Below are 22,980 nucleotides of genomic sequence, written 5' to 3'. Positions count from 1 at the left end.
CTGTAACGCCGGGATCGAGGGTTCGAGCCCTGTCCGCTCCGCCAGTTACGAGAAGGCGCATCCTCGGATGCGCCTTTCTTCTATCCGGATTCTACCCACGCTCCACGGTTGCCTAAATTGAAGTTCAACCGTTTCTGGGGGACGCATGCTGCAGAATATCAGGGACAATTCACAAGGCTGGATTGCCAAGACCATTATCGGGGTCATCGTTGCACTGATGGCCCTGACCGGTTTCGACGCCATTTTCCAGGCCACGACTCACACCAACGAGGCGGCCAAGGTCAACGGTGAAGAAATCAGCCAGAATGAACTGAGTCAGGCCGTTGATATGCAACGCCGTCAGTTGATGCAACAGCTGGGCAAGGATTTCGATGCTTCCTTGCTCGATGAAAAAATGCTCCGCGAATCCGCGCTCAAAGGCCTGATCGATCGCAAGCTGCTGCTGCAAGGCGCTGAACAATCGAAATTCGCTTTCTCTGAAGCGGCGCTGGATCAGGTGATCCTGCAGACGCCTGAATTTCAGGTCGACGGCAAATTCAGTTCCGAGCGCTTCGATCAGGTGATCCGTCAACTGGGTTACAACCGCATGCAATTCCGCCAGATGCTGGCCCAGGAAATGCTGATCGGCCAACTGCGTGCCGGTGTCGCGGGCAGCGGTTTCGTGACCGATGCCGAAGTGCTGGCCTTCGCCCGTCTGGAAAAACAGACCCGCGATTTCGCCACCCTGACGGTCAAGGCTGATCCAGCGGCGGTCAAGCTGACCGACGATGAGGTCAAGGCTTACTACGACGAACACGCCAAGGAGTTCATGACCCCGGATCAGGTGGTCATCGATTACCTCGAACTGAAGAAGTCTTCGTTCTTCGATCAGGTCGCCGTCAAGGATGAGGACCTGCAGGCTGCGTATCAGAAAGAGATCGCCAACCTGTCGGAACAGCGTCGTGCCGCTCACATCCTGATCGAAGTGAACGACAAGACCACCGAAGCGCAGGCCAAGGCGAAAATCGACGAAGTCCAGGCGCGTCTGGCCAAGGGCGAGAAGTTCGAAGCGCTGGCCAAGGAGTTCTCGCAGGATCCGGGTTCGGCCAACAATGGCGGTGACCTCGGTTACGCCGGTCCTGGCGTCTACGATCCAGCATTCGAAAAAGCGCTGTACTCGTTGTCGAAAGACCAGGTGTCGGAGCCGGTTCGCACCGATTTCGGTTATCACCTGATCAAGCTGCTGGGTGTGGAAGCGCCTGAAGTGCCGACACTGGCCAGCCTGAAAGACAAGCTGACCCGCGAGCTGAAAGCCGCGCAGGTCGAGCAGCGTTTCGTCGAGGCGACCAAGCAACTGGAAGATTCGGCGTTCGAAGCGTCCGACCTGGCTCAGCCAGCCGCCGATTTGAAGCTTACCGTGCACACCTCCAAGCCGTTCGGCCGCGAGGGTGGCGAAGGGGTTGCTGCCAACCGCGCCGTGGTCACTGCTGCGTTCAGTCCTGAAGTCATCGATGAAGGCGCCAACAGCACCGCCATCGAGCTGGACCCGGAAACCGTGATCGTGCTGCGTGCCAAGGAACACCTCAAGCCTGCCCAGTTGCCATTGGAAAGCGTGAGCGCGGCCATCCGTGCGCAACTGACCAAGGAACACGCCAGCGCTGCGGCCAAGACCCGTGCCGAGAAGCTGATCGCTGATCTGCGCGACGGCAAGGCGCCACTGGACAAGGCGATTGATGGCCAGAGCTGGAAAGTCACCGAAGCGGCCACCCGTGGTCAGGAAGGTGTCGAGCCGGCTGTTCTGCAGGCCCTGTTCCGCATGCCGAAGCCGGCATCCAAGGACAAACCGACGTTCAGCAATGTCACGTTGCCGGACGGTAGCCTGATGATCGTGCGCCTCAATGGCGTTAACGAAGCGGCGGCGCCGACGGATGAAGAGAAGGCGCAGTACCGTCGCTTCCTCGCGTCCCGTGAAGGTCAGCAAGACTTTGCGGCGTATCGCAAGCAGTTGGAGAGCCAGGCGGACATCAAGCGGTACTGATGGCTGACTGAGTTGTCGCTGTAAAAAAGTCCCAGGTCGATTGGCCTGGGGCTTTTTTTTTGCTTTTCGTAGCGGCCGTCAGGGTGCTCGGTATATGCCAACCGGAAAACTTACCCGGCAGCCGCAAACCCGTGGTTGCGTGCGCTAAGCGTCGTATACAGCGTCACCCCCAGCAACCCCGTGACGATCCACGGAAATGCTCCCACACCTGGGTCAGTCAGCAGCAGACCTCCCACCAGTCCCCCACCGGCAATTCCAACATTCCATAGCGTCACCAGCATCGATTGTGCGGTGTCGGCGGCATCCCCGGCGGTTTTTGCCGAGGCGGTTTGCAGCAGCGACGGCATCGCCCCAAATGCCAATCCCCATACAGCGGTCGCGAGGTAAATCACGCTCGGCGATTCGCGCCACACACCTAGCGCTATGGCCGACAGCAGGAAAAGCCCTGCACTGGTCAGCACCATTTCGCGCAGCCAGCGATCTATCAGGTTGCCGACGATCCACAGGCTCAACACCGACGCCAGGCCGAACACCAGTAACACCCGATCGACATTGGCAGCAAGACCGGACGGTTGCAGGAACGGGGCGATGTAGGTGTACAGCAGGTTATGCGCGACAACGTAGGTAAGGGTGACCAACAAGACGGATCGCACGCCCGGCAGGGTAAACACCTGACGCAATGGCAGGCGTTTTTCCTCACGTTCGCCGGCGAAGTCCGGCACTTGCCAACGTACCCAGATCACCAATATCACGGTCAACAGGGTCATGATCGCAAAGCTCAGCCGCCAGCCCACCAGCGTCCCGAGCAAGATGCCGGCGGGAATGCCCAGCGACAACGCAATCGGTGCACCGAGCATGGCGACTGTAATGGCCCGGCCTTGCAGGTGTGGGGCAACCATGCGGCTCGCGTAGCCTGCCAGCAGGGCCCACAGCAATCCGGCAAATACACCGGCAATAAAGCGTGCGATCAGCGTCAGCCAGTACCACTGCGACAGGGCGGTGAGGCTGTTGGCGACGGCAAACCCAGCAATGGCGCCCAGCAACAACGGGCGGCGTCGCCAGCCGCGAGTGGCGATGGTCAGCGGAATCGCTGCCAGTATCGAGCCGATCGCGTACAGCGTGACCAACTGACCAATCAGTGCCTGAGAGACGTGCAGGCCGTTGCTCATTTGCGGTAACAGGCCCGCCGGCAAGGCTTCGGTCATGACCGTAATGAATCCCGCCATGGCCAGGGCCAGCAGCGCGGACAGGGGCAGGCGTGCGCCGGAATCGATTGCGGGTGTCAGCGTGGTGCCACAGAGTTGTATGTCGTTCATGACCGGCATCCTTGTGCAGAGTTGACGAGGAGCACAGGGTAGGGCGCTGCACATCGGCGAAAAACAGGTTATGGTTCCGAACATATCGGACATGGATGTCGTCAATGGGGGTGAGGTGTGGATAGCCTGGGCAGTATTTCGGTGTTTGTCCAAGTCGCCGAGACGCGCAGTTTCACCGAGGCTGGCCGGCTGCAAGGAGTGTCATCGTCGGCGGTGGGTAAAAGCATTGCCCGACTTGAGGCGCGCCTGGGCGTGCGCCTGTTTCACCGCACCACTCGCAGCATCACGCTGACCAGTGAAGGCGCGCTGTTTTTGCAACGCTGTCGCAAGATCCTTGCGGAGGTCGAGGCGGCAGAACTGGAGTTGTCCGACGCCGCAGCCCAGCCCCATGGCAAGTTGCGCATCAGCCTGCCGCAGGTGCATGGACTGGTGATGCCGGTCCTGACCGAATTCATGGCGTTGTTCCCGCAGATAGAGCTTGATCTGGACTTGACCGATCGCATGGTCGACGTCGTCGAAGAAGGTTTCGACGCGGTGATCCGCACCGGTAAACCACGGGACTCGCGCTTGATGGCGAGGTCGCTGGGGTCGTTTCACATGGTGCTGGTGGCCAGTCCCGCTTATCTGCAGCAGCGCGGTGTGCCGCAAACGCCCGCTGATCTGGCGACGCATGCCTGTCTCCGGCATACTTTTCACGCCACCGGCAAGCTCGAGCCCTGGCCGCTGGTACGCGAAACAGACGCCGCTGAACCACGGTTGCCGACCCGGCTGGTCAGCACCTCGATCGAAGCGGTGAGCCATGCGGCGCTGGCGGGCATGGGTATCGCCTGTCTGCCTGATTTCATGACCCGTGAGGCCGAGGCGCAAGGCCAGTTGTGTCGAGTGCTGGGCGCGCGCCTGCAGCATGTCGGGCAATTCTGGGTTCTGTGGCCGTCCAGTCGCCATGCCACCGCGAAATTACGCGTGTTCATCGATCATTTGGCGTTGCGACTTTTCCCTGCAACCCAGGGCCGATAGAGTTGTAACTGTTTCAAGACACTAATCCATACGCCGCGGGGCGAAGATCTGTTGCACAATACGTCCCGCACCGTTTTTCCTCAGGATGTTCAATGTTGATTTCCACTCCCATGCGTGTTGTCGGATTGGCGCTGTTGTTGACTGCTGTTGCCGGCTGTTCGAAAGACAAGCCGATGTATGAGCATGAGAACTTCGATGATTCCGGCACCTTTTCGCGTAACTACCCGGTGACCGACGCGGTGAGTTGCGAGGCGGCGCGTCGTGCGTTGCTCAGTCAGGGCTACATCATCACCAGTAGCGACCCGAAGTTGGTCAGTGGCCACAAGAGTTTCCAGCAAACCGGCGACACCCACATGGAGATCAGCTTCAATGTGGTCTGCGCCGATGACGGCAGCAGCGGGCACCATGCCACGATGTTCGCCAACGCCTTGCAGGACCGTTATGCGCTGAAGAAAACCAACAACTCGGCCAGCCTCGGCGTGGGTGTGCTGGGGTCGGTGTCGATGCCGATCGGTTCGTCCGACGATTCGATGGTCAAGGTCGCCAGCGAGACAGTCACGTCGCAGAAGTTCTATGAGCGTTTTTTCACGCTGGTGGAATTGTTCCTGCCGGCGGATGCGAAGAAGGCCGCGCACATCGAAGAGAAACCCAAGGCCGACCTGGGCGTGCCCGAGGTGAAGGCGGCGCCGGCACCACTGGCGCCAACACCAACCTCAACGCCGGCGCCTGAGCCTGCCGCGACACCTGCGCCCGCTGCAGAACCGACGCCTGCACCCGCCGAGACCGCGCCAGTGTCCTCGGAACCGGTCGCTCCGCCTGCAGAAGCCGCGCCGATCACCCCGGCGCCGAGCGCGGAACCCGCTCCGACGACCGAGACCATCACGCCCCCGACCAACCCGGACATCCCGCCGCCGTCCGAGCCGATTCCGGCGATGCCTGCTTCGGGCCAATAAAACAGCTGCACCTCAGCCCCTGTGGGAGCGAGCCTGCTGCGAATGCGCCGGTACATTCAGCACGATGTGACTGAAAGACCGCCTTCGCGAGCAAGCTCGCTCCCACAGTTTTTTGCCGCCGCTTAAATCTGGTTACATTCGCGCGACGATAATCCCGCGATAAATTCCTGACCCACTGCTACGTTTATTCATGAAGGCCGGGTTTCACTTTTCCTTCACACGAGCACGTTAGGCTCGAGGCACTGGGCATTGGTTCAGGTCAATTCAAGAGAGCAGCAGGGGGATTACGCGATGGATGAATATCAAGAAGAGCTGCTCGAGTACCAGGCGTACGAACTGGACCAACCCGAGCCCGCCGACGACGCCACCGAACTCTAGCCTTCGCTTGCAGCTTGCAGCTTGCAGCTTGCGGCTGCTCCTAAGCTGTCTTGCGGTGACTGCGGCGAAATTCGCCGGGCGTCTGACCGCTCCAGCGTTTGAAGGCGCGCTGGAACGCTTCGGCTGAGGCGAAACCCAGCAGGTAAGCGATCTCGCCGAACGCCAGTTCGGTGTCGCGGATGTAAGTCATCGCCAGGTCGCGGCGAGTGTCGTTGAGGATCGCGCGAAACTGCGTGCCTTCCTCGGCCAGTTTGCGCCGTAACGTCCAGGTCGGCAGCTTCAGGCGTGCCGCGACCTCTTCCAGCTCCGGCTCCCGCCCACCGTTGAGCAACGGCCCCAACAGCTGAATGATGCGCTCGCGCAGGCTGCGGGTTCGCGTCAGTTGCTCCAGTTCGCGTTCGCACAGGTGCAACAGGTGTCGCCAGGTACTTGGACAATGCTCGGGATTGCGCCGTGCAAGGCTGTCCAGGCTCAGGCGCAACTGATTGCCGTCGGCGCCGAACTGGATCGGGCAATCGCCCAGCATGTGATAAGCCTCGCGGTAGTCCGGCTCGGCGAATTCGATCTCGATGCGTTCGGCGCGCAGCGGTTCGTGGCAGACGCTGGAGAGTTGATGCAGCCACCCGGAGACGATCGAGTCCACCACAAAACGGTTGTAGGCGTTGTAAGGGCTGATCGAATAAAAGCGCAACCACGCGCCGTTGGCGTCTTCGTGAAAGCTCGACTGGCCTCGATAGTTGGAACCGTAGAGCGCCTCGAAGCGGATCAGGCAACGGGCGGCTTCGCGCACGGTCGGCGCTTGCGCGGCGGTGACACCGGCCAGTCCGGCCTGGCTCAGGCGACTGAGCCGGCCCATGCGCAAGCCCAGCGCCGAATCGCCGGTCAGCTGAATCGCCGCATGGCCCAGGCGCATGTAGCGTGGGATCGACAAGCGCGCCCCGGCTTCGGCCAGGCGCGCGGGGTCCAGGCCGTATTGTTCCAGCAGCGGCTGCGGATCGAGCGCATGACTGCGCACCGCGTCGGCGAGGCTGTGGACAAAGCCTACCGACAGATCCCCGAGGCGCATCGGCAGCGGCTTCATGGCCTTACAACCAGATATTCAACATACGCGCACCACGGGCCTCGCCATCGGCGAATTGCTGTCCGTTGCTGCTGATAAAGCTTTGGCCGGCGCCGGAGGTATTCCAGAATTGCCCGCGCATGAACACGCTGACTCCGGCAATCGCGCGGCTGCTCGGCGGTTGTGCGGTCAGGGTCAGCCGACGCCAGGCCTCGCCTTCGCTGACTTCACCGGGTTTGAGGCTGACCGACTTCGGCGTACTCGACCCCTTGTAGCCGCGCCAAGGCTGGTTCCAGGCGTCCTGGCCGAACACCTGCGCCGGCACTGCGACCAACTGCGCGCCTTGCGCGTCGAGTCGACGGTAGTTGTCCGGGTACCAGCTGTCGCTGCCAATCAGTACGCCGAGACGTCCGGCGGGCGTATCAACCACGCCGATCAGGTGCTTGTCCGCGCCTTCGATCACCTCGCGCTGATCGAACACCGGGTGCATCTGCCGTTGCGGCTGGCCGAGCGGCACGCCATCGCGGCCGAATACCACGCTGCTGTTGTACAGCGCACCGCTGCCGGACTTGAGCTGACCGTCACGGATGCTCGGTTCCGGCAGCACGATCGAGCCGGCCACCAGTGTCACGCCAAACTCTTTGGCCAGCCCGCCGAACAGCGCCTGGTAATCCTTGGCCATCGCTGTGGATTTCATCCGCAGGTGCGCGTCGTTGAGCCGGTCGCTGCCCTTGGCGCTGAGCCAGGCGCGCGCAAACAGCAAGGGGTTGCTCGCCGCCAGCCAGTTCATCGCCTCGGTCACGGTCGAGGCCTGATACAACTCGTCTTTTTCGCCGCTGATCATCAACCAGGTGCCGACGTTTTCCGGCAGCACGACCACGGTCTTTTCATTCAACAAGCCTTGATCCTGCGCTTGCTGAAAATACGCTGCGAGTTTGCGGTGCAGACGCTCGGGGCTTTGGTAGTCGGTGGGAAACAGTTCGGGCTGGATGCCCAGCAGATTGCCGCGGTCGGCGCGCGTGCCCTGGTCGAGCGCCAGTCTGATGCGCAGGTCCGACAGGTAATGGCCCGCCGGCCGGTCTGCCGCCCACATGGCGTAGGTGGTCAGGGCGGCGACGATGGCCATGGAAAAAAACAGGTACAGAAGTTTGCGCATGAAATCCAACAACAGCCGGGTACAGGGTGTGCCGACTAGGGTAGGGCGCGCGCCTGCGCTTGCCAAGGGGTGTTGCGCATTTGGATCATTAACTTGTCAGTTACGGTCATTGAGTGACAGCAGTGCGACTCTTAGTCTGTCGCACATGCCTGACGGGGGACGTAGACCTCCCGCACCTTTTCCGTGATCGCTCGTTGTGGAGTTACCGATGACCGCCGCTCATTACCCGCACCTGTTGGCCCCGTTGGATCTGGGATTCACCACGCTGCGCAACCGCACCCTGATGGGTTCGATGCACACCGGTCTGGAAGAAAAACCTGGCGGCTTCGAGCGCATGGCGGCGTACTTCGCTGAACGTGCCCGTGGCGGCGTGGGCCTGATGGTCACCGGCGGCATCGGCCCGAACGACGAGGGCGGCGTGTACTCCGGCGCAGCCAAACTGACCACTGAAGAGGAAGCGCTCAAGCACCGCATCGTCACTCGCGCCGTGCACGAAGCGGGCGGCAAGATCTGCATGCAGATTCTCCACGCCGGGCGCTATGCCTATAGTCCCAAGCAAGTAGCGCCGAGCGCGATTCAGGCGCCGATCAACCCGTTCAAGCCTAAAGAGCTGGACGAGGAAGGCATCGAGAAGCAGATCAGCGATTTTGTCACCTGCTCGGTACTGGCGCAGTCCGCAGAGTACGACGGCGTCGAAATCATGGGCTCGGAAGGTTATTTCATTAACCAGTTCCTCGCGGCGCACACCAACCACCGCACCGACCGTTGGGGTGGCAGCTACGAAAACCGCATGCGCCTGCCGGTGGAAATCGTCCGCCGTGTGCGAGAAGCCGTTGGCCCGAACTTCATCATTATTTTCCGTTTGTCGATGCTCGACCTGGTTGAGGGCGGCAGCAGCTGGGACGAGATCGTTACGCTGGCCAAAGCCATCGAGCAGGCCGGTGCGACCATTATCAACACCGGTATCGGCTGGCACGAAGCGCGAATTCCGACCATCGCCACCAAAGTGCCGCGTGCGGCGTTCAGCAAGGTCACAGCCAAATTGCGCGGCTCGGTGAGCATTCCGCTGATCACCACCAACCGCATCAATACACCGGAAATTGCCGAGCAGATTCTCGCCGAAGGCGATGCCGACATGGTGTCGATGGCGCGGCCGTTCCTCGCCGATCCGGACTTCGTCAACAAGGCCGCTGAAGGTCGAGCCGACGAAATCAACACCTGCATCGGTTGCAACCAGGCGTGCCTGGACCACACTTTCGGCGGCAAGCTCACCAGTTGCCTGGTCAACCCGCGCGCCTGCCATGAAACCGAGCTCAATTATCTGCCGGTGCAGCAGATCAAGAAGATCGCCGTGGTGGGCGCCGGCCCGGCCGGTTTGTCCGCTGCGACCGTGGCCGCAGAACGCGGCCATCAGGTCACGCTGTTCGATTCGGCCAGCGAAATCGGCGGGCAGTTCAACATCGCCAAGCGCGTGCCGGGCAAGGAAGAGTTTTTCGAGACCCTGCGTTACTTCAAGCGCAAGCTGCAAACCACAAACGTCGAGGTGTGCCTGAACACCCGCGTCGACGTGGCGAAACTGGTCGAGGGCGGCTATGACGAAATCATTCTTGCCACCGGTATCGCCCCGCGTGTACCGGCGATTCCCGGGGTCGAAAATGCCAAGGTGCTGAGCTATCTAGACGTGATCCTTGAGCGCAAGCCGGTGGGCAAGCGTGTTGCGGTGATTGGCGCTGGCGGCATCGGTTTCGACGTCTCGGAGTTTCTCGTCCATCAAGGCGTGGCCACCAGCCAGGATCGCGCCGCGTTCTGGAAAGAGTGGGGCATCGATACGCAACTGCAAGCCCGTGGCGGTGTGGCCGGGATCAAAGCGGCACCGCATGCACCGGCGCGCGAAGTATTCCTGTTGCAGCGCAAGAAAACCAAGGTCGGCGACGGCCTGGGCAAAACCACCGGCTGGATTCACCGGACCGGTCTGAAGAACAAGCAGGTGCAGATGCTCAACAGCGTTGAATACCTGAGCATTGACGATCAGGGCCTGCACATTCGCATTGGCGAAACCGGCGAGCCGCAGCTGCTGGCGGTGGACAATATCGTGATTTGCGCAGGCCAGGATCCGCTGCGTGAACTGCACGAGGGTCTGGTTGCGGCGGGGCAGAATGTGCACTTGATCGGCGGCGCGGATGTCGCGGCGGAGCTGGATGCCAAGCGCGCGATCAATCAGGGTTCGCGCCTCGCCGCAGAACTTTGATTTCGCAGGCCTAGCGTGCCAATGGCTATCGCGAGCAGGCTCACTCCTACAGGTGAACGGATTTCAAATGTAGGAGTGAGCCTGCTCGCGATGGCTGTCCATGAATGGCTAGAATGCCGGCTCTGTTCCGATTGTATGGCCGCCCATGCTTTTGCCTTCCTCTGGCTGGCTACCCCAAGCCTCCCTCCAATACCTTCATCTCGACTGGCTGACCACTGCTGGCATCGAAGTTGCGGTCCTGCGCCTTGATCAAATCGATCCGCTGATCAGCGGCAACAAGTGGTTCAAACTGGTCGAACACCTCAAAGCCGCGGACGGTGCCGGCGCCGAAGGCATCATCAGCCTCGGCGGGGCGCATTCCAATCACCTGCATGCGCTCGCGGCGGCGGGCAAGCGGCTGGGTTTCAAGACAGTCGGGCTGCTGCGCGGACACCCACAAAACACACCGACCGTGCAGGATCTGCAAGCGTTCGGCATGCAGTTGCATTGGCTGGGTTACGCGGGCTACCGCGCGCGGCATCAACCGGGTTTCTGGATTCCGTGGCTGACGCAATATCCGAACGTGTATGCCGTGCCCGAGGGCGGTGGTGGCCTGGCCGGCGCACTCGGTTGCGCCGCGATCAAACAGCAGGTCGATGCGCAGTTGGCGAGCCTGGGCTGGGAGGATTTCGACGCGTGGTGGCTGGCGTGTGGCACCGGCACGACGTTGGCCGGGCTGGCGCTTGCCGACAATGGCAAGCGGTCGCTGTATGGCGCGTTGGCGGTGCCGGACGATCACGGCGTGGCGCCGAACATCGAGTCGATCTTCGCGCAAGCCAACGACCCCGCGGCGAACTATCAACTGATCGACGCCAGCCGTGGCGGTTTCGCCAAGGTTGACGAGGCATTGCTGACCTTCATCGAGCAGACCGGGCAGGCCAGCGGTGTTCCCTTGGAACCGCTGTACACCGGCAAGGCCTTGCTGGCGCTCAAGCAACACGTCGAAGCGGGCGGATTTGCCGTCGGCACGCGTCTGGTCTTCATCCACACGGGCGGCCTGCAAGGGCGACGCGGATTTGCCAGGACGCCCTGAGCTCAGCCGCGCTTGGGCATCATCCGCAGCAGCGTGTTATCGCGCACCACGTAATGATGGTAAATCCCCGCCAGCGCATGCAGGCCGATCAGCCAGTACCCGAGCGTGGCAATCAGCACATGCCAGCCTTCGACCTGCTTGGCGAACGCCTTGTCTTCACCGACCAGCAGCGGCAAGTCGAAACCGTAAAACATGACTTGATGACCCTCGGCGCTGGTGATCAGCCAGCCAAGGATGGGCATGCACAGCATGAACAGGTACAACGCCCAATGCATCAGCCGCGCCAACAGGGTCTGCCAGGCGGGCGAAGCGGGGAAGATTTTCGGCGCCGGGCCAAGGCTGCGCGCAAGCAGGCGAAACCACACCAGCACGAACACGGTAAGGCCGAGCAGATAGTGCATCTCGCGAACCAGCGCACGGCCGCCGCTGCCCTTGGGAAAGAACCCGCGCAATTCCATGCTGGCGTACACCAGCACCAACAACACCAGCATCAGCCAGTGCAGCAACACCGACACGGTGCTGTAGCGTAATTCTGAACTTGTCCACGGCATACGGTGTGTCCTCACAGGTCAGGGGGATGAAACCGACCGTTCTTGAGCGACGGCATGGGTTAACTGTAATCCGCTTTGGCGGATTTGCCTGAGGCTGATTGGTCTTTCCCTGCGCTGGGTCAGCGGTTTGCGCATTCTTCATGAAAAAACGCCAGTGTCGCGAACAACACTGGCGTTTTTTTCTACTCAGGCGCGCCGGGCAATCAGCTCGATTGCGGCATCTCACCGTTGGCCAGACGCTGGTTGAGGGCGGCAATCACCTCAGGTAAATCGCTGATGGTGTCGATCATGTAATGCGGGCGAGCGTCTGCAAACTGGGCATGGATGCGCTTGCGCTCGCTGGCCAGTTCATCGCTGCCCAGTGCGCGAAAGGCTTCGTAGTCCAGGCCCAGTGCATTGCCGGAACAGATCAGTGCGACCGTCCACATGCCGGCACGGCGACCTTCGAGAATGCCCGGCACGGTGTCGTCGATCTTCACGCAAGCGGCGACATCGTCGATGCCCAGCGCAATCACGTTGGCCAGGGCCTGCGCCGGCCAGGGACGGCCGTTCGGTACTTCATCAGTGGCGACCACGTGGTCCGCGACGTAGCCGTTGCGGGCGGCCAGTTCGACGACTTTGTCCATCACCGGCTTCGGATAACCGGAGCAGGAGCCGATCTTGATCCCTTGCTGACGCAGGTGCGCGATGGTGTCCAGCGCGCCCGGAATCAGCGCCGAATGCTCAGCGATCTTTTCGATCTGCAGTGGCATGAAACGGTTGTAGATGGCGGTGACGTCGTCGTCGCTCGGCGTGCGGCCGAACACTTTGCGGTAACGCTCGGCGACTTGTGGCTGATCGCACAGGGTACGAATGTGATCCCACTTGCCCATACCCATCGGCCCGCGAGCTTCATCAATGGAAACCTGCACGTCGAACTCGGCGAAGGCTTCGACAAAAATCTGCGTTGGCGCAAAAGAGCCGAAATCGACCACGGTGCCGGCCCAGTCGAGGATGGCGGCTTGCAGCTTGCTTGGATTGGTGTAGTTCATGGCAGTCACATTCCTGAGTTGGCAATAAAATTCGGTGTAGGAGCGGGCTTGCTCGCGAAGGCGGTATGTCAGTCGCCATCCATGTTGAATGCGCGACCGCATTCGCGAGCAAGCCCGCTCCCACAGGGGTAAGGCTCAGATTTCCAGCACTTCCATCTCGCGCAGCACGTCGCCCACCGCGGCGACGGCCTGGCGCATCTCGTCAGGGCTGACATGGCCAATGCAGCCGACGCGGAACGTCTCGACCTGGGTGAGTTTGCCGGGGTAGAGGATGTAACCCTTGGCCTTGACCCGTTCGTAGAACTCCTTGAACTGATATCGCGGATCCTGCGGTGCATGAAACGTGGCGATGATCGGCGCCTGAATCGCCGCCGGCAGAAAGCTGCGCAAGCCGAGTTTGCCCATTTCTTCCATCAATGCCTGACAGTTGGCGGCGTAGCGCGCATGCCGCGCCGGCAGGCCCCCTTCTTCGTGGTACTGCAGCAGCGCTTCATGCAGGGCTGCGACCACGTGGGTCGGCGGGGTGAAGCGCCATTGTCCGGTTTTCATCATGTAGGCGTGCTGGTCGTACAGGTCCATTGCCAGCGAGTGCGAGTTTCCAGCCGCTGCGGCCAGCGAGTCTTTGCGCGCGAACACGAAGCCCATCCCCGGCACGCCCTCCAGGCATTTGCCGGACGCGGCGATCAGCGCGTCGAACGGTATTTTTTGCGCATCCACCGGCAGTGCGCCGAAGGAACTCATGGCGTCGATGATCAGGCGTTTGCCGTGTTGCGCAACGACTTGGGCAATTTCCGCCAGCGGATTGAGAATGCCGGTGCTGGTTTCGCAGTGGATCAGCGCAACGTGAGTGACGTCCGCGTCGGCGCGCAGCAGGCGATCGACGTCAGCGGCGGTGGTGGGTTCGTCTTCAGCGGTTTCGAAGGTGCTGAACGAGCGGCCGAGCACTTCGCAGATTTTCGCCAGACGCTTGCCATACGCACCGTTGATCAGCACCAGCACTTTGCCGTCGCGCGGCACCAGCGTACCGATGGCCGCTTCGACGGCGAAGGTGCCGCTGCCCTGCAACGGCACGCAGTGATGGCTGGCGGCGCCGTTGAGTATCGCTAAAAGTTGCTCGCAAAGGCTGGCGGTCAGTTGATTGAAGCGGTCATCCCACGAGCCCCAGTCAACCATCATCGCCTGGCGGGTGCGGGCCGACGTGGTCAACGGGCCGGGAGTGAGCAGAATTGGAGCGGCGGTACTCATTCTTGTGTCCTCGCGAAAGCGCTGTGGGATGAAGCTACGGGGCATACGTTGCAATTCGCCGTCTCATCAATCAAATTGTTTGTTGTTATGCCAGCCATCAGTGAGGGTTATTCATGAACCTGTTTCAGCTGCGCGCCTTCGACGCCGTGGCCCGGGAAGGCAGCTTCACCCGCGCCGCCGCGCGGTTGTTTATCAGTCAGCCGGCGGTCACCGGGCACATCAAGGCGCTGGAAGAGCATTACCAGATCACCCTGCTGCGCCGCACCGCGCGACGGGTGGAGCTGACCGAGGAGGGCACCAAACTGGCAGCGATCACCCGGGCCATGTTCGGTCTGGCGGAAGAGGCGCAGGCCCTGCTGGAAGCCAATCGCCAATTGCTGACCGGCCGCCTGGAAGTCGCGGCAGACGGCCCGCACATGGTCATGCCGATGCTCGCCAGCCTGCGCGCGCGTTATCCGGGGATCACGGTGAATCTGCGCCTGGGCAATGCCCAGGAAACACTGGCAGCGCTGCTCTCGGAACATGCCGATGTGGCCGTGCTGACGCAGGTCGAGCCACGCAAAGGCCTGCATCTGCAAGCGCTCAGCGAGTCGCGGATCTGCGCTCTGGTGCCGGCGGCGCATCCTTGGGCGACACGTTCCGCTGAGGTGCAACTCAAGGAGCTGGATCAGGTGATCATGGTGCTGCGCGAGCCGAGTTCGATCACCCGTCGCACGTTCGACGAGGCCTGCGCCCAGGCCTCGATTCATCCCCGGGTGTTGCTGGAACTGGACAGTCGCGAGGCCGTCACCGAAGCAGTGGCGGCTGAGTTGGGTGTCGGAGTGGTGTCTTCGGTGGAAGTCAGCCATGACCCGCGCGTGGTGGCGATTGCGCTTGCCGGGGACGGGCTGGTGAACCGGCACATGATTGGCTGCATGGAGCGGCGGCGCGAGTTGCGCTTGATTCAGGCATTTTTTGACCTGGCCCCTGACTGAAGACCGAGGCGACTTATTCGCGGGCAGGCTCGCTCGCCCATTTAACCGTGGGAGCGAGCCTGCTCGCGAAAGGCCGATGCTGCCTACACGAGACTTTCGCGCACCATATCGAGAAACGTCGCCACCACTCGCCGCGAACTCTGCTCGCGCAAGCACACCAGCGTTTCGGTCAGGCGCCGGGTGCAATCGGTGATCGGCAGGGCGCAGACCCGCGAGTCGGCGCCAAACTCCGCGGCGGAAACCACGCCGACGCCGATCCCCACGACCACCGCCTCGCGCGCCGCCTCCCGGCCTTCAACCTGGATCGCCGGGCGAATACGAAACCCGGCGCGCGCCATTTCCTCCTCCAGCGTCTGCCGCGTCACCGAACCGTGTTCACGCAACACCAAGGGTGTGTCATCCAGATCCGCCAGGCAGATCGAGGCGCGATCGGCCCACGGGTGGTTGCGCGAAACAAACGCGACCATCGGGTCATTACGCAGCGCCACGCACAGCAAGCGCTCATCGCTGACATCACGCCCAAGCAGCGCCAGATCGGCCTGATAATTGAACAGGCGAAACAGCGATTCATCGGTGTTGCCGGTCTCGATCTTCACGCTGATTCCCGGATAGCGCTCGCAAAAACGCGCAATCTGCGGCAGCACGTGCACCGGCGCATCCACTGCCAAGATCAGGCTGCCGGTTTGCAGCGCCTGGGATTCCTGCAACAGCTCCTGAGCTTCGGCTTCGATCACAAACAGACGCTGGGTGATCGCCAGCAGCCGCTCGCCGAGGTCAGTCAGGCGCACGGAACGTTTATTGCGGTGAAACAGCAATACGCCGAAGCGTTCTTCGAGTTTGCGCACTTGGTCGGAAATCGCCGGTTGCGTCAGGTAAAGGCGCTCGGCCGCGCGGGTGAAGCTTCCATGCACGGCCACGGCGTGGAAGGCTTTGAGTTGGGCGTGGGAAACGGACATGGCGACTCCGGACGACGAGCGCAGCTCCACTCAGTAACAAGCTGAGCTTATGTGTGAAATACGATAAATCGATTTTATTTATTAAACAGTAATTGCTTTGATCGGCTCACGCCATCGCTGACTGTCCGTTCGGGCAGTGACGTTGGCCCATGAGCCTGGGCGTGCAACAACAGGACTCATCTGACCGCTATCGGCGCAGGGACGCGCTGGTATCGCAGTGCTCAACAATAAAAAACACAGGCGTTTTTCTTAACGATTCTGCCGGCACACTCACACCCTGAGGTCAGAACTACCATGAACAAGCACATCGGCACCCTTGCGCGTTGGCGCGTGCAGATTTTCGCTGTCACCTGGCTCGCATACGCCGCTTTCTATTTCACCCGCAAAGCGTTTTCGGTGGCCAAGTTGGGCATCGCCGAAGACCCGGGCTTCATGCTCGACAAGATGACCATGGCCAATCTCGACGCGATTTATCTGGCGTCTTATGCCATCGGCCAATTCACCTGGGGCATGCTCGCCGACCGCTTCGGCCCACGGGTTGTGGTGCTCGGTGGCTTGCTGATTTCGGCCGCCGCCGCGCTGGTGATGGGCAGTTTCGCCACGCTGCCGATCTTTGCCACCTGCATGTTGATTCAGGGGCTGGCGCAATCGACGGGATGGTCGGGGTTGTGCAAGAACCTGGGCAGCTTCTTCCCGGCGCAGCAACGTGGGCGCGTACTCGGGTTATGGAGTTCGTGCTACGCCTTCGGCGGGCTGGTGGCGTCGCCATTCGCCGGCTGGTGGGCGTACACGCTGATCGGCAGTTGGCATGCCGCTTTCATTTCCAGCGCGGCGGTAGTCGCGGTGGTCGCGGTGCTGTTCTTTATCTTCCAGCGCAACAAACCCGAAGACGTCGGCTTGCCGGCGGTGGAACCGGAGCCGCTACTCACGGCTGAAGAAACCGCCGCCAACAGCAAACTCAGCGTTTGGGAGCCGTTGAAGGAAATCCTGCGCAACCGCACGGTGCTGGTGCTCGGCCTTGCGTACTTCATGTTGAAACCGGCGCGTTACGCGATCCTGTTGTGGGGCCCGGTGATTGTCTTTGAGCAGATGCCCAGTGTCGGCAAGGTCGGCGCAGCGATCATTCCCACCGCGTTCGAACTGGCCGGATTGCTCGGACCGATACTGATCGGTCTGGCCTCCGACAAACTGTTCGGCGCCCGCCGCATGCCGGCCTGCGTCCTGAGCCTGCTGGCGCTGACCGTGACCCTGGCGCTGTTCATGGCGGCGTTGCAAAGCGGCAGCGTGTTGCTGGTGGTGCTGTTGCTGTTTGTCATGGGCCTGACCCTTTACGGTCCGGATTCGATGATCAGCGGTGCCGCCGCCATCGACTTCGGCAAAGCCAAGGCTGGCGCCACGGCTGCCGGTTTCGTCAACGGCTGTGGTTCGGTCGGGGCGGTGCTGGGCGGATTGTTGCCCGGTTATTTCGATTCGGTGACCGTGTTCATCGTGTTCGCCGGCTGTGCGCTGTTCTCGGCGTTGGTGCTGATCCCGCACTGGAACAGTCGCCCGGTCGGTGTCATGGAGCCGCGTGCCGCCATTCCCAATGGCCCGCTGACGATCAAACCGCTGCGTTCCTGAACCCCTTGCCCGGCGGCCTGCTGCGGTGTGTGGCAGGCCGTGGCGCGGCCAACTGACTGGAGAAAACCCCATGAGACCGTTCTGGCTGGAGCAGGCCTTGCTGGCTGACCGTAGCGAAACCTGTCCACCGCTACAGGGCGACGTGCGTACCGATGTGTGCATTGTCGGTGGCGGGTACACCGGGCTTTGGACCGCGATCATGCTCAAGCAGCAAAACCCCGAACTCGACGTGCGGCTGATCGAGGCCGATATCTGCGGTGCGGGCGCCAGTGGGCGTAACGGTGGTTGCGCGCTGTCGTGGTCAGCGAAGTATTTCACCCTTGAGCGCTTGTTCGGCGTCGCGGAAGCTGTTCGCCTGGTGCAAGAGTCGGAGCGCAGCATCCATGCCATCGGTGCGTTTTGCGAGCATTACGGCGTCGATGCCGAGTACCGTCTCGACGGCACTTTGTACACCGCCACCAACCGCGCACAAGTCGGTTCGACGGACGCGGTGATTGCGGCGCTGGAGCGCAACGGCATCAACTCCTTCAGCCAGCGTCCGCTGGCCGATGTGCAGCGCATGGCCGGTTCGCAAAAGCACCTGGAGGGCTGGTTTTCGCCCGCAGCGGCCAGTGTGCAACCGGGCAAACTGGTGCGTGGCCTGCGCCGCGTCGCGCTGCAGTTGGGCGTGAAAATCCACGAGCAGTCGGCGATGACTGGCCTGGAGGAGGGCCGCCCGGCGCGCATCCAGACGCCGAACGGCAACGTGATAGCCGACCGCGTGGTGCTGGCGATGAATGCGTGGATGGCCCGCGCTTTCCCGCAATTCGCGCGTAGCGTGGCGATCGTTTCCAGCGACATGCTGATTACCGAGCCACGTCCGGACCTGTTGCAGCAGATCGGCTTGACCAGTGGCGTCACTGTGCTGGACTCACGGATTTTCGTGCACTACTACCACAACACCGCGGACGGTCGGATCATGCTCGGCAAGGGCGGCAATACCTTCGCTTATGGCGGTCGCCTGTCGCCGGTATTCGACCAGCCGTCACCGTATGCCGGGTTGCTCAAGCGCAGCCTCGACGACTTCTTTCCGGCATTTTCCGAGGTCAAGGTCGACGCGACCTGGAACGGCCCGTCCGATCGCTCGGTCACCGGTCTGCCGTTTTTCGGCCAGATGAGCCGTAGCGGCAATGTGTTTTACGGCTTCGGCTATTCGGGCAGCGGGGTCGGCCCCTGTCACATGGGCGGGCAGATTCTCGCGTCACTGGTGCAAGGGCTGGATAACCCGTGGACGCGTTCGCCGCTGGTCAACGGTCCGTTGGGCTACTTCCCGCCAGAGCCGATCCGCTATCTGGGTTCGCTGCTGGTGCGCAACGCCATTCGCCGCAAGGAGCGCGCCGAAGACCATGGCCGCCGACCGCGACATCTGGACGTGCGGCTGGCGAAGTTTGCCGCGGCCGCGGGCAAGGCCGACAAAGGCTGAGCGCCCCCTGATTACTGTTCGCTGCCATTGAGCAGCCAGTCGAGCAGCAGACTGCTGTCGCCAGTGGACGGTGGTTCGCGCGGCGGCAGCCTGCGCGAGTGACCGAGCAATATGATCGGTCGGTCCGGATCGCCGTCGAGGAAACTGACCCACACCTCGCTACCGGCGCCGGGCAACTCGTCAGCCGCAATACGCCCATTGACCCGCGTCATGGCGATGGGCAGCCAAACCGCATCGCTATCGTCAGCGTGCGTCTCGGCCTGCGGCCACAGTTGCACGGCGATGCGCCCTTGCGCGTCGAGTTGCGCCGGCTGTCCTGACGCGCCGAGCACGCGCGCCAGGTGATAGCCGACCACGCTGGGGCGTGGTTGCTGCAGCGGCGGGCGGAAGTCGCTTGACCAGGGTTGAGCGCTAAAGTCGTTGTGATAGCGCTGCACCACGCAGGTCGGGTCAAGAATCGACGGCGATTGCCCCTGATGGCGCACCGAGGTGATCCGCCAATGCTCGTTGAAGTGGCTGATCGGGTGTTCGGTGACCATCAGCAAGCCTGCGCTACGCAACGCGCAGCAGTCGCTGCGGCCCTCGATGGAGCGCAACTGACAACGTTTTCGTTGCAGATGACGACGGCTGCGCTGTTCGAGGTGAGATTGTTCAGGCGAAGGCCTCAAGGGCGGCGGATCCGCGGCCACCTGATTGGCAGCGTCTTGATAGGCCGCTCGCTGCCCGCGGTCACGCACCCGCGGCAGCGCAGCCACGGGGGCGGCGTGATGCTGCTGATACAACGCGCTGACACAGGGCGACGGCGTCTGCTCATCGGCCTTGAATGCCAGTGGGAGTGGTTCTTGCGGCAGGCTCAGGCTGTCATCGGCAAACACCACGACATGTCCAGCAGGGCCGTGTTCGAAGTGATAGTGAATGCCTTCTTCTTCGCACAAGCGCTGGATCAACGCGAGATCGCTTTCCTCGTACTGGACGCAAAACGGACGTGGCGGGTACTGGCCCACGCTCATTTCGACACGGTAACCGTCGCCCGGCAGGGCGTTTTCCGCCATCAAGCGCTGTAGGATCTGCGGCACGCTGAGTTGGGTGAACACGCGCCGTTTACTCCCTTGCGCCAATCTTTGCAGGTGCGGCACCAGACTCAGGCGATAGCCGACACGATGCGTGCCGCGATGCTCGCAACTGGCACTGGCGATCAGACCGTGAATGCCATGGTGCGCACTGAGGTGCAAAAAGGCCGGCTGGTGCAACAGCGTGCCGGGCGCAATCGCCGGGGCAACGCCGATCAACCGCAGGTCAAAGCGATACGGCTGGTTGAGCGCTTCTTCACCGCGAAAGCGCAACACCGGCAGGCGCAATCCGCTGTCGGTCAGGGTGAGGGTGAAGGGACTTTCCTTGTCATTGAGCATCGAGCGGGCTCTGTCAGGCGATTCGGGCCACAGAGGGTACGAAACCGCCGGGCCGAATGGTCATGTCAAAGCGGTTTTTCAGAAGAGTCCTACGGGGTTTGGTGAAGATGTCGATTCGGCCCCGGCATTTTCTGGTCGATTGCCGACTTTAGGCCGTATAAACTTGCGCCACGCGTCGGCCAATAGATGTCTCGGCGCCACAGATCAAGAGAGTGAGTAATGGGCGCACAGTGGAAGGTTAAACACAAAGAAGCGGCAGCCAACGCCAAGGGCAAGATCTTCGGCAAGCTGGTGAAGGAAATCACCATCGCGGCCCGCAACGGTGCCGATACCGCCACCAACGCGCATTTGCGTCTGGTGGTCGAACAGGCCAAGAAAGCCTCGATGCCAAAAGAAACCCTGGACCGCGCGATCAAGAAAGGCGCCGGTCTTCTGGGCGAGACCGTGCAATACCATCGCGTCACCTACGAAGGTTTTGCCCCGCATCAGGTGCCGCTGATCGTCGAGTGCGTGACCGACAACATCAACCGTACCGTGGCGGAAATCCGCGTGGCCTTCCGCAAGGGCCAGTTGGGCGCTTCCGGTTCGGTGGCCTGGATGTTCAACCACGTCGGCATGATCGAAGCCTCGCCGGACACCCCTGACGCCGATCCGGAAATGGCCGCGATCGAAGCCGGCGCCCAGGATTTCGAACCGGGTGAAGACGGCGCAACGCTGTTCCTGACCGATCCAACCGACCTCGACGCCGTGCAGAAAGCATTGCCGGAGCAGGGCTTCACGGTGTTGTCGGCGAAACTGGGCTACCAGCCGAAGAATCCGGTCAGCGGCCTGAGCGACGAGCAAATGGCAGAAGTCGAAGCGTTCCTCGAAGGCCTCGACAACCATGACGATGTGCAGGACATGTTTGTCGGTCTGGCGGGCTGATCTGTTTCGCCAGTAAGCACTTCTTCGCGAGCAGGCTCGCTTCCACATTGGAAGGTATTTCAACTGTGGGAGCGAGCCTGCTCGCGAATGACCGCGCAGCGGTCACAGACTCTCTAACACCTCGCTGATTTCGCTGAAACCCGGCCGCTCCAGCACATCCGCCTGACAGCAGCGCCGCTCCAGTTCCTCCAGCGCCACACGCCGCTCGACACTGAGCCCCGCGTCGATGCGCGCCAGCAATTCCCCCAGCAGTACACCGAACGCGCGCACTTCAAGGCGTTGCAAGGCACGGCTTTGCGGGCTGTCTGCGGTGGCGTGAAACGACGCCGCACCAAAATCCCCAAGCAGGCAATCGCCCTGATCGTTGATCAAAATGTTGTGCCCGTAGAGATCGCCGTGGGTGATGCCTTGCGCGTGCAAGTGTCCCGCTGCCGAGGCGATGCCCTTGGCAATGCGCAAGGCGACGCCGGTGTTCAAGCGCAGGTCGTCAGCGTAAACATCGCGCGAACAAGACGCGAGGCTGGGCAGTCCGGCGAGGTTGCGATAACTCGGATCAATCAGCTGCATCACCAGCCCTTGCTGCCCATCGGGATGGCCGACGATGCGCCCTTCGACCCGGATCAGGTTCGGGTGCCGACCTGCGGTGATGCAGGCGTTCATCTCGTGCAGCGGCGAGCCGTCACTGGTCATTTGGCCTTTGTAGAGTTTCACCGCCACCGGGACTGAAACGCCATCGCCGCGCTGCCACTGCGCCCGGGAAATCACCCCGGACGCGCCTTCGCCCAACTGTTGTTCGAGGCGCAGCGCCGCCCAGTCGATGCGCGGTGTGGCTTCAAGGGCGGCGGCGTCAGCTTCGGTTTCCAGCGGATTGCCGGCGTAGGCCAGCCACGTCAGGCTCGGCAAGGTCAGCAGCCAGTGCGGCAGCTCCGTGAGGCGGTTGGCCGCAACGCGGATCAGTTCCAGACGCAGGCAATGACTCAGCGACGAGGGCAGCGCTTGTAGCCGGTTTCCCGAGAGCATCAGTTTTTGCAAGTGAGGCCGTTCACCGAGTTCGCTCGGCAGGGTCTCGATGCAGTTATCGGTCAGGATCAGCCAGCGCAGCAGCGGGGGCAGGGCGGCTGCGGGAACGTTGACGATGCGGTTGGCCTTGAAGCCGATCATCGTCAGCGCCGTACACCGGCCCAGGCACGCGGGCAGTTCGGTGAACAGGTTGTCCGAGCAGAACAGCACGCGCAGGCGAGTCAGTCGATGCAGGTCATCCGGCAGGCGATCCAGGGCGTTGCCGCTGAGGTTGAGCACCTCCAGCGTGTCAGCCAGATCGAAAATCTCGCGCGGGAATTCGGTCAGCCCGCCGGACAGATCCAGCCGCGTAATGCCTGACAGCTCGCCGGCGCGCAATTGAGCAAGGGTGTGCATGTTGAGGTTCGCTATTGATCAGTGGAACGGCGCCTGGGCGCTGGGGATGGGCGACATGATAACGGCAAAGCGAATGGCGGATTGAATGAGGTTTTAAATTGCACGGCACTTTGTGGGAGCGAGCCTGCTCGCGAAGCGGTGTATCAGTCACATCAGTCTTGATTGAAATTACGCC

18 protein-coding genes are annotated in these 22,980 nt (G+C 61.9%); 9 read left to right on the top strand and 9 right to left on the bottom strand.

Features of this window, described 5'->3' with window-relative positions; translation table 11 throughout:
- Positions 1 to 145 precede the first annotated feature (145 nt).
- Positions 146 to 2,017: a SurA N-terminal domain-containing protein gene (locus HU743_RS25995; RefSeq protein WP_186652140.1), complete on the top strand. Its 1,872-nt coding sequence runs from the start codon at positions 146 to 148 to the stop codon at positions 2,015 to 2,017.
- A 110-nt stretch (positions 2,018 to 2,127) separates the two neighbouring features.
- Here HU743_RS25995 and HU743_RS25990 read toward each other — a convergent pair whose 3' ends face one another.
- Positions 2,128 to 3,333 carry an MFS transporter gene (locus tag HU743_RS25990; RefSeq protein WP_186652139.1) on the bottom strand — a complete coding sequence of 402 codons (1,206 nt, stop codon included), beginning with the start codon at positions 3,331 to 3,333 and terminating at the stop codon, positions 2,128 to 2,130.
- Between the two features lie 117 nt (positions 3,334 to 3,450).
- Between HU743_RS25990 and HU743_RS25985 the strand changes: the two genes are divergently transcribed.
- Together HU743_RS25985 and HU743_RS25980 are read left to right on the top strand one after the other, a co-directional pair.
- Positions 3,451 to 4,350 carry a LysR substrate-binding domain-containing protein gene (locus HU743_RS25985; RefSeq protein WP_186652137.1) on the top strand — a complete coding sequence of 300 codons (900 nt, stop codon included), beginning with the start codon at positions 3,451 to 3,453 and terminating at the stop codon, positions 4,348 to 4,350.
- 92 nt (positions 4,351 to 4,442) lie between these two features.
- On the top strand, positions 4,443 to 5,303 hold the full coding sequence (locus HU743_RS25980; protein WP_186652135.1) for a DUF2242 domain-containing protein: 861 nt from the start codon (positions 4,443 to 4,445) through the stop codon (positions 5,301 to 5,303).
- A 418-nt stretch (positions 5,304 to 5,721) separates the two neighbouring features.
- Here HU743_RS25980 and HU743_RS25975 read toward each other — a convergent pair whose 3' ends face one another.
- The gene (locus tag HU743_RS25975) at positions 5,722 to 6,762 is read right to left on the bottom strand and encodes an AraC family transcriptional regulator (protein WP_186622069.1); all 1,041 of its coding nucleotides are present in this window, start codon (positions 6,760 to 6,762) and stop codon (positions 5,722 to 5,724) included.
- A 4-nt stretch (positions 6,763 to 6,766) separates the two neighbouring features.
- Positions 6,767 to 7,897 carry a carbon-nitrogen hydrolase family protein gene (locus HU743_RS25970; RefSeq protein WP_186652133.1) on the bottom strand — a complete coding sequence of 377 codons (1,131 nt, stop codon included), beginning with the start codon at positions 7,895 to 7,897 and terminating at the stop codon, positions 6,767 to 6,769.
- Between the two features lie 208 nt (positions 7,898 to 8,105).
- Between HU743_RS25970 and HU743_RS25965 the strand changes: the two genes are divergently transcribed.
- Both HU743_RS25965 and HU743_RS25960 read left to right on the top strand, forming a co-directional pair.
- Positions 8,106 to 10,145 (top strand): NADPH-dependent 2,4-dienoyl-CoA reductase, encoded by a 2,040-nt coding sequence (locus tag HU743_RS25965; RefSeq protein ID WP_186549845.1) that lies wholly within the window; start codon positions 8,106 to 8,108, stop codon positions 10,143 to 10,145.
- Between the two features lie 145 nt (positions 10,146 to 10,290).
- Complete coding sequence (locus HU743_RS25960) at positions 10,291 to 11,217, top strand: pyridoxal-phosphate dependent enzyme (RefSeq protein ID WP_186652131.1); 927 nt, start codon at positions 10,291 to 10,293, stop codon at positions 11,215 to 11,217.
- 2 nt (positions 11,218 to 11,219) lie between these two features.
- Here HU743_RS25960 and HU743_RS25955 read toward each other — a convergent pair whose 3' ends face one another.
- The 3 genes from HU743_RS25955 to HU743_RS25945 form a co-directional block, all read right to left on the bottom strand.
- Positions 11,220 to 11,768: a cytochrome b gene (locus HU743_RS25955; protein WP_186652129.1), complete on the bottom strand. Its 549-nt coding sequence runs from the start codon at positions 11,766 to 11,768 to the stop codon at positions 11,220 to 11,222.
- 203 nt (positions 11,769 to 11,971) lie between these two features.
- Entirely contained in the window at positions 11,972 to 12,799 is an 828-nt protein-coding gene (gene phnX, locus HU743_RS25950) for a phosphonoacetaldehyde hydrolase (RefSeq protein WP_186652127.1), read from the bottom strand.
- A gap of 135 nt (positions 12,800 to 12,934) precedes the next feature.
- Positions 12,935 to 14,044 carry a 2-aminoethylphosphonate--pyruvate transaminase gene (locus HU743_RS25945; RefSeq protein ID WP_186652125.1) on the bottom strand — a complete coding sequence of 370 codons (1,110 nt, stop codon included), beginning with the start codon at positions 14,042 to 14,044 and terminating at the stop codon, positions 12,935 to 12,937.
- 113 nt (positions 14,045 to 14,157) lie between these two features.
- Between HU743_RS25945 and HU743_RS25940 the strand changes: the two genes are divergently transcribed.
- Positions 14,158 to 15,018 (top strand): LysR substrate-binding domain-containing protein, encoded by an 861-nt coding sequence (locus HU743_RS25940; protein WP_186635075.1) that lies wholly within the window; start codon positions 14,158 to 14,160, stop codon positions 15,016 to 15,018.
- Positions 15,019 to 15,101: 83 nt separating this feature from the next.
- On the opposite strand, the gene HU743_RS25935 is transcribed toward HU743_RS25940, so the two are convergent.
- On the bottom strand, positions 15,102 to 15,974 hold the full coding sequence (locus HU743_RS25935; protein WP_186635072.1) for a LysR family transcriptional regulator: 873 nt from the start codon (positions 15,972 to 15,974) through the stop codon (positions 15,102 to 15,104).
- Between the two features lie 294 nt (positions 15,975 to 16,268).
- Here HU743_RS25935 and HU743_RS25930 point away from each other — a divergent pair, with 294 nt between their 5' ends.
- Together HU743_RS25930 and HU743_RS25925 are read left to right on the top strand one after the other, a co-directional pair.
- Positions 16,269 to 17,594 (top strand): MFS transporter, encoded by a 1,326-nt coding sequence (locus HU743_RS25930; protein WP_186652123.1) that lies wholly within the window; start codon positions 16,269 to 16,271, stop codon positions 17,592 to 17,594.
- 70 nt (positions 17,595 to 17,664) lie between these two features.
- Positions 17,665 to 19,056, top strand: coding sequence for an FAD-dependent oxidoreductase (locus HU743_RS25925; RefSeq protein WP_186652121.1), 1,392 nt, complete (start codon positions 17,665 to 17,667; stop codon positions 19,054 to 19,056).
- A gap of 11 nt (positions 19,057 to 19,067) precedes the next feature.
- Here HU743_RS25925 and tssI read toward each other — a convergent pair whose 3' ends face one another.
- The gene (gene tssI / locus HU743_RS25920) at positions 19,068 to 20,465 is read right to left on the bottom strand and encodes a type VI secretion system tip protein TssI/VgrG (protein ID WP_186652119.1); all 1,398 of its coding nucleotides are present in this window, start codon (positions 20,463 to 20,465) and stop codon (positions 19,068 to 19,070) included.
- Between the two features lie 219 nt (positions 20,466 to 20,684).
- On the opposite strand from tssI, the gene HU743_RS25915 reads away from it, so the two are divergent.
- Positions 20,685 to 21,389: a YebC/PmpR family DNA-binding transcriptional regulator gene (locus HU743_RS25915; RefSeq protein WP_186652117.1), complete on the top strand. Its 705-nt coding sequence runs from the start codon at positions 20,685 to 20,687 to the stop codon at positions 21,387 to 21,389.
- A gap of 102 nt (positions 21,390 to 21,491) precedes the next feature.
- Here the strand turns inward: HU743_RS25915 and HU743_RS25910 are convergent, their stop codons facing one another.
- Positions 21,492 to 22,805: a leucine-rich repeat-containing protein kinase family protein gene (locus HU743_RS25910; RefSeq protein WP_186652115.1), complete on the bottom strand. Its 1,314-nt coding sequence runs from the start codon at positions 22,803 to 22,805 to the stop codon at positions 21,492 to 21,494.
- Positions 22,806 to 22,980: the final 175 nt, after the last annotated feature.

It is taken from the genome of Pseudomonas sp. SWRI99 (genome assembly GCF_014270125.1).
In the GTDB taxonomy this organism is placed as follows: domain Bacteria; phylum Pseudomonadota; class Gammaproteobacteria; order Pseudomonadales; family Pseudomonadaceae; genus Aquipseudomonas; species Aquipseudomonas hamedanensis.
Note: the sequence above shows the minus strand (reverse complement) of the source record. Positions and strands in the feature narration are given on the sequence as shown.

What these genes read in the sequence shown, in the direction of transcription:
- HU743_RS25970 (WP_186652133.1), bottom strand. Translation starts at nt 7,897, where the DNA reads ATGCGCAAACTTCTGTACCTGTTTTTTTCCATGGCCATCGTCGCCGCC.
- HU743_RS25935 (WP_186635072.1), bottom strand. Translation starts at nt 15,974, where the DNA reads ATGTCCGTTTCCCACGCCCAACTCAAAGCCTTCCACGCCGTGGCCGTG.
- tssI (WP_186652119.1), bottom strand. Translation starts at nt 20,465, where the DNA reads ATGCTCAATGACAAGGAAAGTCCCTTCACCCTCACCCTGACCGACAGC.
- HU743_RS25945 (WP_186652125.1), bottom strand. Translation starts at nt 14,044, where the DNA reads ATGAGTACCGCCGCTCCAATTCTGCTCACTCCCGGCCCGTTGACCACG.
- HU743_RS25940 (WP_186635075.1), top strand. Translation starts at nt 14,158, where the DNA reads ATGAACCTGTTTCAGCTGCGCGCCTTCGACGCCGTGGCCCGGGAAGGC.
- HU743_RS25960 (WP_186652131.1), top strand. Translation starts at nt 10,291, where the DNA reads ATGCTTTTGCCTTCCTCTGGCTGGCTACCCCAAGCCTCCCTCCAATAC.
- HU743_RS25975 (WP_186622069.1), bottom strand. Translation starts at nt 6,762, where the DNA reads ATGAAGCCGCTGCCGATGCGCCTCGGGGATCTGTCGGTAGGCTTTGTC.
- HU743_RS25915 (WP_186652117.1), top strand. Translation starts at nt 20,685, where the DNA reads ATGGGCGCACAGTGGAAGGTTAAACACAAAGAAGCGGCAGCCAACGCC.
- HU743_RS25955 (WP_186652129.1), bottom strand. Translation starts at nt 11,768, where the DNA reads ATGCCGTGGACAAGTTCAGAATTACGCTACAGCACCGTGTCGGTGTTG.
- HU743_RS25925 (WP_186652121.1), top strand. Translation starts at nt 17,665, where the DNA reads ATGAGACCGTTCTGGCTGGAGCAGGCCTTGCTGGCTGACCGTAGCGAA.
- HU743_RS25965 (WP_186549845.1), top strand. Translation starts at nt 8,106, where the DNA reads ATGACCGCCGCTCATTACCCGCACCTGTTGGCCCCGTTGGATCTGGGA.
- HU743_RS25910 (WP_186652115.1), bottom strand. Translation starts at nt 22,805, where the DNA reads ATGCACACCCTTGCTCAATTGCGCGCCGGCGAGCTGTCAGGCATTACG.
- phnX (WP_186652127.1), bottom strand. Translation starts at nt 12,799, where the DNA reads ATGAACTACACCAATCCAAGCAAGCTGCAAGCCGCCATCCTCGACTGG.
- HU743_RS25990 (WP_186652139.1), bottom strand. Translation starts at nt 3,333, where the DNA reads ATGAACGACATACAACTCTGTGGCACCACGCTGACACCCGCAATCGAT.
- HU743_RS25930 (WP_186652123.1), top strand. Translation starts at nt 16,269, where the DNA reads ATGAACAAGCACATCGGCACCCTTGCGCGTTGGCGCGTGCAGATTTTC.
- HU743_RS25980 (WP_186652135.1), top strand. Translation starts at nt 4,443, where the DNA reads ATGTTGATTTCCACTCCCATGCGTGTTGTCGGATTGGCGCTGTTGTTG.
- HU743_RS25995 (WP_186652140.1), top strand. Translation starts at nt 146, where the DNA reads ATGCTGCAGAATATCAGGGACAATTCACAAGGCTGGATTGCCAAGACC.